Raw genomic sequence first — 8919 nt, 5'->3', positions numbered from 1 at the left:
TTATGCTTTTTATATTCCCTTAATTATCCTTTATTTATTTGTTCCTTTCACCTTCATTTATTATTGATTGTTAATTGGTTTCATGTTTTAACATTCTCAAAGGGGTTGCGTATAACGTTCGCGCATTACCGACGTCCAGACGGCTTAAGGACCATAGGTCCGGGTGGCTCTGCCACTTAGCCGGTTGGATGTGTCACCTGATCAACTTCAACGAAACTTCCCCTTGGTGACCAAGGGAGCGTAGCGACCGCTGTGGTAATGCAATGTTATGAGATGTCATTGACATCTTGAATTACCTTCAAATTATCTTGTACATGTTTTATTACATCTCTTGAAGTTTTCATCTCGAATCTCTTATAAGAATATTCATTAGTGATATCCAATACTTCTTTCAGATTGTATCCGTGGTTCCATTTAATCAACATCTTTATTAAATTATTGAAAGACTGCTTGTAATTCCACTGCTCTATTCCTGTTCTTGATCTAATAAATCTCCTGATAATTCTATAATCCCTTATGTAGACATTAGGATTTAAAATATAAATGATATCTGCATTTATAAAACTTTCGTTCGTCCAATTGTATTGAACTCCCTCAATAATCCATGACTCTGATCTAACTATTCTATTTAATTCTGCATCTCTTATAGCCTCAGGAAATCTTAGATTTTCTACATTTCTGTCCCAAATCATATTATCAAGTTCATAATTGGTTATCCCTAACATCTTAGAAAGTTCCTTACCTAGATATGATTTTCCACTTCCACAGGAACCAATAATACGTATCTTAATATTCTTCATCTCCTTGAGATGGCTTCATTATCTTTTTTATATTGCAATGATTTCACATAACGTTGCGTATTTCTGACGTCCAAGCGGCTTAAGGACCGTAGGTCCGGGTGGCTCTGCCACTTAGCTGCTTGGATGTGTCGCCTGATTCCACTTCTCCGAAATGCCTCTTGGCGACCAAGGAGCGTCAGCGTCGATGCTGAAAAACATTGTTATGTGATGTCTCGGACATCTTTGAGTACCCAAAAGTTGTCTTTATTAGCCTTTATTTAAGATGGTCTTGAAGACCTTTAGTATATATGGTTTTTCTTCCGATCCATCAGAATATCCTTCAATAGGTAACCCGTTTAGAAAAGGATATCCCAAGAATTCATTAACGATCTCTTCCATACTATCCAATATCTCTATTTCGCATTGAAATGGTAAATGCTCATTAACATTAGAAATTAGATTAAATCTCAGTTGACTAGCCATCCAGTCAAACCAGAGATAAAATATCATTCCGTTCTTTTCACTTGAGTTTGTCACTTGGGCTTGTCTATCCTGTATAACAGCACTAAAGAATTGGATAAAATCATTTATACTTATTTCACACGCTAACTGCTGTTCTAAGGATATACGCCACATATTATTGTTAATCTCTTCTTCTAAATCTCCCATGGAGGTACCTATGAAGATTGGATCTAATTTGATTTCTTCAAGATTCTTAAAATATTGATCTTTATTCATTTAACTCTCCTTGGCATGCAAGAATTGGGTTTAAACACGTTCTTCCGAGATTTCACATAACGTTCGCGCATTACCGACGTCCAAACGGCTTAAGGACCGTAGGTCCGGGTGGCTCTGCCACTTAGCTGGTTGGATGTGTCACCTGAATTAACTTCCACGAATCTACCTCTTGGTGACCTAGGGAGCTTAGCGACCGCTGTGGTAATGTAATGTTATGTGATGTACTCGACCTCGTAGCATCTACTTACAATATCTCATTAACATTTATTTCAATGATTTTATAGTCACTCAAATCTAAAAAAGCCCCTAAATCAAAAAGAAAATACTTTATTTCATCATATCTTTTACTTTTTCGAATGGTAAGAAATTTCAAAAATATACGATCTCCAACAATCATTGGATCTTCCATTTTGAATGCTTTAATTCTTCTGTCTTCTCCCCAAGTCCACCCCTTACTAAACCCAGGTATCAAGTTACTATCAGATTCATCTATTTCTTTATTTACAATTACTTCAACACTAAAAACAGTCCCCTTCTTATGTATAAAATTAGGGGCCTGATAGTAATTTAATATTCCAGTCCATTCAAATTGATCATTAGTATAGTAATCGAAATTATCAGTTGTCATACTATTTCTCCTATTATTAAAAATATAATCATTTAAGGATATTAAACCAATTTCGAGTATTTCACATAACGTTTGACATTCCTGACGTTCAAGCAGCTTAAGGACCGTAGGTCCGGGTCGTCAGACTTAGCTGATTGGATGTGTCGCCTGAATCCACAGCTATGAAAATCCCCTTGGCGTCCGAGGAGCGAACGCGACGATGCAGGAATGTTTGGTTATCTGAAGTAATCGACTACTTTGAAATTTCTAAAACTTCACTTCATCAGTTACTTTATAAATAACGTATTTACCTGTCCACATCTGTGATTCAACTACTATTACATCTTTTTCATTTTCTTTAGTAAAAAAATATCCAGACCCAATTTGCTCTTTGAATTGTAATCCTATTGTGTTAAGTTGTTTAATTAGTTCATCCATTCCATCCTTCTGATTACCTTGATAAATATACCAATTATAATTACCCTTATTACTAAGAAATACGACCTTATTGTAACTGTTAAAGATCTTTTCATATGCTTGCTTTTTGGATACTCCCTCAACTGGTAATTCAGGCAAGTACAACCTCAAATTAAAATAAATAAGACTAAGACCAAAACAGACTATTACTATTCCTAAAGACATTATTGCTATCATCTTTTTTGGTATGCTTTTCATCTTTTCACCTATTTTTCGATTATTTCAGATAACGTTCGCACATTTCTGACGTTCAAGCGGCTTAAGTGACCGAAGGGAACGGGTCGTCAGACTTAGCCGGTTGAATGTGTCGCCTGATTCCACTTCTCTGGCATGCCTCTTGGCGACCAAGGAGCGTCAGCGACGACGCAGAAATGTAATGTTATCGGATGCTTCTGGCATCTTCGAATCCACTACCGAATATATCTAATGTCTTATAATCAATTTTCTTCATATTCCTTATTATCTAGGAGCATTACTTCATTTACCCATTCTTCAAGTGCCTCATATATTTTTGATTTAGGCCATTGAGCATCTAATTCTTCATTACTCTTCCAAGTTAAATGAACTTGAACATACTTATCAGGAACCTCTTGGTATTGAAATAACACATCGTCTCGATCTATTCTTCTAGCAACCACTATTAGTTTGATTCCTTTGAGAATGTGATTATCAGAAATTTCTTTATTAAGTTCATCGAGAAAAACACTCGAGGTTTCTGATTCCCATGGTTCTAAAAATTCCATTTTCGAGCTTTTCATACTAATCACCTTCACTTTTATGTTTTAACACATTGCAGAAGTTTCCGATAACTACTAATCTACGAACTCGTTTATCCCACCGATACAGCTGAATATATGAATTCGTTTATCTCCCAATACAGAAGTGATAGACGAAGCCTTTTAGCCTTACCCTAAATTATACCATCTAGTTAATGCTAAGAATAGTGGCTTCCTTCATTGTCCATTGAATATCCACTTACAATAAGTAGTTTCTGTATTTCCCGATAGCCACTCCCTTCTTTTGTGACACTTCGTTGGGCACTCCAACTTCTTGCATACACGTCGCCTTTCACCGCTATCATAATCCTAAAGGAAATCAGCAACGCTATTCTAGTGAAAAACAACATTATGAAATTGTAACGGAAATGGATGCTTCTATATGGGTCCAAACAGATCCTGCTACGCTGTCCTTTTGCAAGCGTTTATACTCCGATCTAGCGATACTTCGTATCTCTTTGGGGCAGCCATATTATCAGGATTGGGTATTTCCATACTGCCACGATGGCTGTGAATATTTTCAAGCAATCATTACTTACAGCACATGATGATCTGACAACAGATTAATATTTAGCCCAAGAAAAAACCCAGTATGTATCATACTGAGTCGGATACTACATATTTCAAAGTCAGTAACTTCTATAATTCGGGTGGTGAGTGCTCTTCTCATCGGGGCAACATCCAACGGGAGGTCCCAGAATGACCGATTCTCGGATAGGTGCTACAGCCTTCGCATAATCCTGCTCGTTGATACAATACGCTCGTTGCATCACTTCCTTCGGTACACACCGTAAGAAATCCGACCCATACACGATATCAGGCGTAGGCTGATCGAAGATCGTCAAGAGATGAGTATGATCGCACTCCGCAATTATCCAATGGAACCACCCTTTAGGAAATAGTGCTACTTGCCCTGGCTTCAAGTGGTAGGTCATCAGTCTTTGTGTACATGGGTCAAAGACTGACGTAATGATCTCACCGCTAATTACAAAGAGTGTCTCATTTACATTGGTATGCCAATGCGGGTTGACTATAATCCCTTTGCTCAAATGGACGTTAAATAAACCGGTCTTAATCGCGGGTAGTTGCTCCCCGAATAACTGGGTAATATAATTGTGTGGATCCCGCTTATAATTGAGTACTTGATTAGAATCCGCCGCTAAGCATAAGTTAGGTGATTGCAAAACTGCATCGATCATAATATTGTGTCCTCCTTCATGGGTAAATGCCTAATGTAATGTATGCCCAAGGAGGGATTATGGTACTTATCAGTGATCGTAATCCCCAATGTCTCAGCTAAATAGCTTTCCAAATAAGTGAATTTCAATCAATCATTTAATTGAATATTCATTTTTTTCTTATGCACTAAAATGTAAATCAAATAGCTTCCATATACCAAATATATAATATTTAATATAGATACAACTAACACTTCTTTATCTACAATCACACTATTCGTCATTTGAGCAAGCGCATCAAACAAGAAATGAAATACGATTAGTGGAATAATATTACCTGTCGTTTCTATAAGCAGTGCAAGAATAAAACCGATAAGAAGGGCGTTGATAATTTGTAATATAATATGTATGAGGTCACTTCCGTTTAGCGCATTAGCCATATGTAGAATTCCGAAGAAGATAGAAGAAAATACGATGTAAAAGACAGGACCTTTGGACTGTAATCTTTCTCTAATTATTCCTCTAAAAATCGATTCCTCCGTATAACCTACGAGTAGAGAAAAAACAAGAATAAGTATAATTTCAGTTACTGTCAGCTCTAAATTGAGCCCACCCATGATCGGCTGAATGAGCACAATAATCAGCAATGGAATATAATAAAGCGTTACTTTATCTTTACGGATATCCAGCTTTTTAAATCCAAATATACCAAACGAGCGGTCCCTCTTCCTCATGTATACGGTAACAATTACCGCCATTACGAAAAATGCACACATTTGGGCAACCATGATACCCATGTCTTTAAATCCCAGTATCGTTGCTACAGCAGATGCTACAGCAATCAATAACGTCAGCACAACTCCTAGCATAATTGAAAATAAAATAGGATGTTCTTTACGTACTTTCCCTTCCATTATTCCCTCTCCTCTTCCATCAAATTCTATCACTACGTCATTTTACATATAATTCAGAAATTCATCAACCTTTATCTTCCAATCAATTCAATTGTAGATATTCTCATTCTCCACATTAAATGATACAATGATACTGATTCTCATTATCTATTGAAGGGTGATTATGTTGAATACTAAAGTAGCCGATTATAAGAATATACCCGGTCACTGGGTTCTCGCCGGTCTAGGTAAGAAAGTGCTCCGTCCAGGTGGACTAGAAATGACACGAAAAATGCTAGCAGATTTAAATATTGGCGAACAAGATTCCGTTGTAGAGTTTGCCCCTGGGCTTGGTATAACCGCGCAAATGACATTAAAGGCGCAACCAATGCAGTATACTGCTATTGAGCAAAATGAAGATGCCGCCAAAGTGGTACGCAGCTATCTCCATGGGGATAACCGAAACGTCATCATCGCTAATGCTGAACATGTCCCTCTTCCCGATGGTTCTGCAACCGTTATCTATGGTGAAGCCATGCTTACCATGCAGACTCCTGCACAGAAATCACGTATTATTTCTGAAGCAAAGCGGATTCTGAAACCGGGCGGTCGATATGGCATTCACGAAATGAATCTCACACCTGTAGATATTGATGAAGCGAAGAAAAAGGAAGTGCGTCAAGATCTTGCTAAAGCCATTCGTGTTAATGCCTCACCACTAACTTCGGATGAGTGGCAACAATTGCTGACTAGCCATGGTTTCAGGATTATATCCGTACATACCGCACCTATGCATTTACTTCATATGCGTAGACTGTTCCAAGATGAAGGCTGGAAAGGTGTTCTAACAATAACAAGTAATATTATATTAAATAAGCAGGCTCGACAACGAGTTCTTACGATGCGTAATCAATTTATTAAACATGCTGAGCATATTCAAGGTATTAGTATTATCGCTGAGTTGTTACCTAAGGAGCATATTTCATGAAGACATTCTATGAAGTTCTAACTCCCTATTATGATGAAATATTTGCTGTAAACGATAAGCAAATTAGCTTCCTATCCTCCTGCTTCCCCTTATCATCACAGTTGTTAGATATCGGGGCAGGAACTGGAAATACAGCAATTGCCTTAGCAGAGCTAGGCTATCAACTAACAGCATCAGAGCCTGAACCTAGCATGACAATCAGAATAAAGGATAAGCTACATCATAACAAAAAACTTCAAGTCAACGTGTCCCAACACAATATGCAACAAATCGCTCAATTCAACGAATCTTTCGATGGCATCTATTGTATTGGGAATACATTGCCCCATCTTCATGATCTTGATGAAATACGTTCTTTTCTGCAATCAAGTTATGACAAACTTAATGAACACGGAACGTTAGTCATCCAGACTGTTAATTTCGACAAGGTCCTTCACCAGCAAGAGTATGTCTTCCCTATTATTGAAAAAGAATCATTTACATTTACACGTCAGTATAATCTTCATGGAGATAAAGTGATGTTTACTACTATCCTAAAAGATCAATCAACCACTTATTCTAATACACTCCCTCTTTACCCTGTTACCTCAAAACAGCTCGAAGATGAACTTCACAAATGTGGCTTTCATTCCATATCTGCATTTGGTAACTACGCTAAGTCACCTTTCAATATTGAATCACCTGCTCTTATACTTACAGCTAGCAAATAAGCATACAACAAAGAGCGCCACATATGGCGCTCTTTGTTATATGCATGAATCTCATGCGGGTAAGATGGGATCACCTCACAAAGATCTCTCCATCTGCCTTATGACTTCCCTTTTCCAACTGCGAGCCCAACAATCATAATCACCAGTACCAACAGTTGCATGAGCTGTTCTACGGTCATATCCGTCCGCCTCCATCTTGTACAGGATGGCTCTTTCGGACGGTTTCCCTCTCCCTAATTCCCGGACGTTCCCCCTAACATATATATTCACTTGGATAAGTGATTATGTCATCGATTCCTTATTTCAAGAAATTTTTCACGCGGTTAATATATTTCTTTTTATGAGAATAGCCTTGATAAAGTCTCCTATTCACTGTATTGGAATCACCGAAGAAGAATCGCTCATATAGTTCCTGCCGCCCCCCGAAGCCACTTACGCTAAGTTCCCATGCTAATCTAAATAACTGCACCTTATCTTTCGCAGCACGGTCATTTCCTTTAAGATAAGTATCTAAATACGGCCTCAACTCTGTATTGAAGTCCGATTCTGATGGAATCATAATTACTCCACTAGCCCCTATAAGCTGAATAATGTCCATCATACGTGGATATATTTTAGGAAAGATTACGTTTGCGGTCCATAGAGCATTTCGATCCGGAAGCACACTTCCCCAACGATCAACGACTGCATTGAGTTCAGAGGCAATAAGTAGAGATTTTAACGTCTCCACATGAACGATGATTTCGGATACTTTCTCAATAATATGTGGGTTTGTTCCTATATCAAGTGATTCTACCATCTGCAGTACGACACCTAATATAAACTCTGCTTTAGCAATATACCTACATAGTACCTGGTGAGCTGTATGCGTATGAAATCCACTCTCACTGAATAATCGTTGTGATAACGAATCGTTACCAGCCACAAACACACGATGCCACGGAACAAGCACATGATCAAATACGATCAGTGTATCCATTTCTTCGAAACGTGAGCTTAAAGGATAATCAAAGGACGAATCACCCCCAACCATGCTTTCCCGACAGATCCACTTCATTCCTGGTAAATGATTTGGCACAGCAAAGACAAAAGTATTCGGATTATTCTTTTCTTGAAGATGAGTTGCAACAGGTGGATGAACCCATATTTCGTCAGCCGTTACACCTTGTGTAGCTAATAGAAATGCACCACTAACAACAATTCCATCCTTATTTCGATCTACAATCTTGGCTGCTGATGTATCAAAAGATCCGTCATCCATCAATCGGACCACTCTACTAGCCTGTGGCTGCACAAAAACATGAGAAAGCGTCACATCATTCTCGCGGCAATACTCATAATAGTTCCTTAGATTATGTTCATATTCTGGTGAATCCTCTGACAGCAGCTTCGCGCTTGCATGAAATGCCATTAGAGCTGTATTCATGTAGTCAGGAGAACGTCCCATCAGCCCATGATGCTGTTCACCCCATAATGACATCATAACTCGGCGTTTAGCCACATCATGTTTACTCTTTGGTTGCAGATAGGACATTCCCACCCGATTGCCTGTTATTGGTGAGGTATAGCTCATTCTGTCTATATACTCCAGCTCATTCTGCATATCGTATAAAGAAGCTTGTGTGCGTATTAGACCACGGAAAGCCTTATGATTCGATAATCTACCCGAAAGTTTCTCACCGCGAAACCAGACCTCGGGTTTGGATTGATCGATTTGCTTCATATATTGTGAGCCGTTCTTCATACCCATGTGTCTAACCACCTTCTAGGCTT

Annotated in this window: 10 protein-coding genes; 2 read left to right on the top strand and 8 right to left on the bottom strand. The window is 38.4% G+C overall.

Annotated elements, in window-relative coordinates:
• Window positions 1-266: 266 nt before the first annotated feature.
• From AC1TO8_RS08950 to AC1TO8_RS08920, 7 genes are all read right to left on the bottom strand, one after another.
• A complete protein-coding gene (locus AC1TO8_RS08950) occupies window positions 267-800 on the bottom strand; it encodes a P-loop NTPase family protein (protein WP_482055211.1) in 534 nt (177 codons plus the stop codon).
• 246 nt (window positions 801-1046) lie between these two features.
• Window positions 1047-1517, bottom strand: coding sequence for a hypothetical protein (locus AC1TO8_RS08945; RefSeq protein WP_482055210.1), 471 nt, complete (start codon window positions 1515-1517; stop codon window positions 1047-1049).
• 244 nt (window positions 1518-1761) lie between these two features.
• Window positions 1762-2145 (bottom strand): hypothetical protein, encoded by a 384-nt coding sequence (locus AC1TO8_RS08940; protein WP_482055209.1) that lies wholly within the window; start codon window positions 2143-2145, stop codon window positions 1762-1764.
• 246 nt (window positions 2146-2391) lie between these two features.
• Entirely contained in the window at window positions 2392-2778 is a 387-nt protein-coding gene (locus AC1TO8_RS08935) for a hypothetical protein (protein WP_482055208.1), read from the bottom strand.
• A 260-nt stretch (window positions 2779-3038) separates the two neighbouring features.
• Complete coding sequence (locus AC1TO8_RS08930; protein ID WP_482055207.1) at window positions 3039-3344, bottom strand: hypothetical protein; 306 nt, start codon at window positions 3342-3344, stop codon at window positions 3039-3041.
• A gap of 662 nt (window positions 3345-4006) precedes the next feature.
• On the bottom strand, window positions 4007-4576 hold the full coding sequence (locus tag AC1TO8_RS08925; RefSeq protein WP_482055206.1) for a cupin domain-containing protein: 570 nt from the start codon (window positions 4574-4576) through the stop codon (window positions 4007-4009).
• A 128-nt stretch (window positions 4577-4704) separates the two neighbouring features.
• Window positions 4705-5469: a CPBP family intramembrane glutamic endopeptidase gene (locus tag AC1TO8_RS08920; RefSeq protein ID WP_482055205.1), complete on the bottom strand. Its 765-nt coding sequence runs from the start codon at window positions 5467-5469 to the stop codon at window positions 4705-4707.
• 163 nt (window positions 5470-5632) lie between these two features.
• Here AC1TO8_RS08920 and AC1TO8_RS08915 point away from each other — a divergent pair, with 163 nt between their 5' ends.
• The gene (locus AC1TO8_RS08915) at window positions 5633-6436 is read left to right on the top strand and encodes a class I SAM-dependent methyltransferase (protein WP_482055204.1); all 804 of its coding nucleotides are present in this window, start codon (window positions 5633-5635) and stop codon (window positions 6434-6436) included.
• The gene (locus tag AC1TO8_RS08910; RefSeq protein WP_482055203.1) at window positions 6433-7146 is read left to right on the top strand and encodes a class I SAM-dependent methyltransferase; all 714 of its coding nucleotides are present in this window, start codon (window positions 6433-6435) and stop codon (window positions 7144-7146) included. Before AC1TO8_RS08915 ends, AC1TO8_RS08910 begins: the two co-directional genes overlap by 4 nt.
• A gap of 298 nt (window positions 7147-7444) precedes the next feature.
• Here the strand turns inward: AC1TO8_RS08910 and hpaB are convergent, their stop codons facing one another.
• Window positions 7445-8896: a 4-hydroxyphenylacetate 3-monooxygenase, oxygenase component gene (gene hpaB, locus AC1TO8_RS08905; RefSeq protein WP_482055202.1), complete on the bottom strand. Its 1452-nt coding sequence runs from the start codon at window positions 8894-8896 to the stop codon at window positions 7445-7447.
• Between the last annotated feature and the right edge of the window lie 23 nt (window positions 8897-8919).

The sequence above is a fragment of the Paenibacillus sp. Y859 genome (assembly GCF_056786405.1).
The sequence above is the reverse complement of the archived record's forward strand: the minus strand, read 5'-3'. Positions and strand labels throughout refer to the sequence as shown.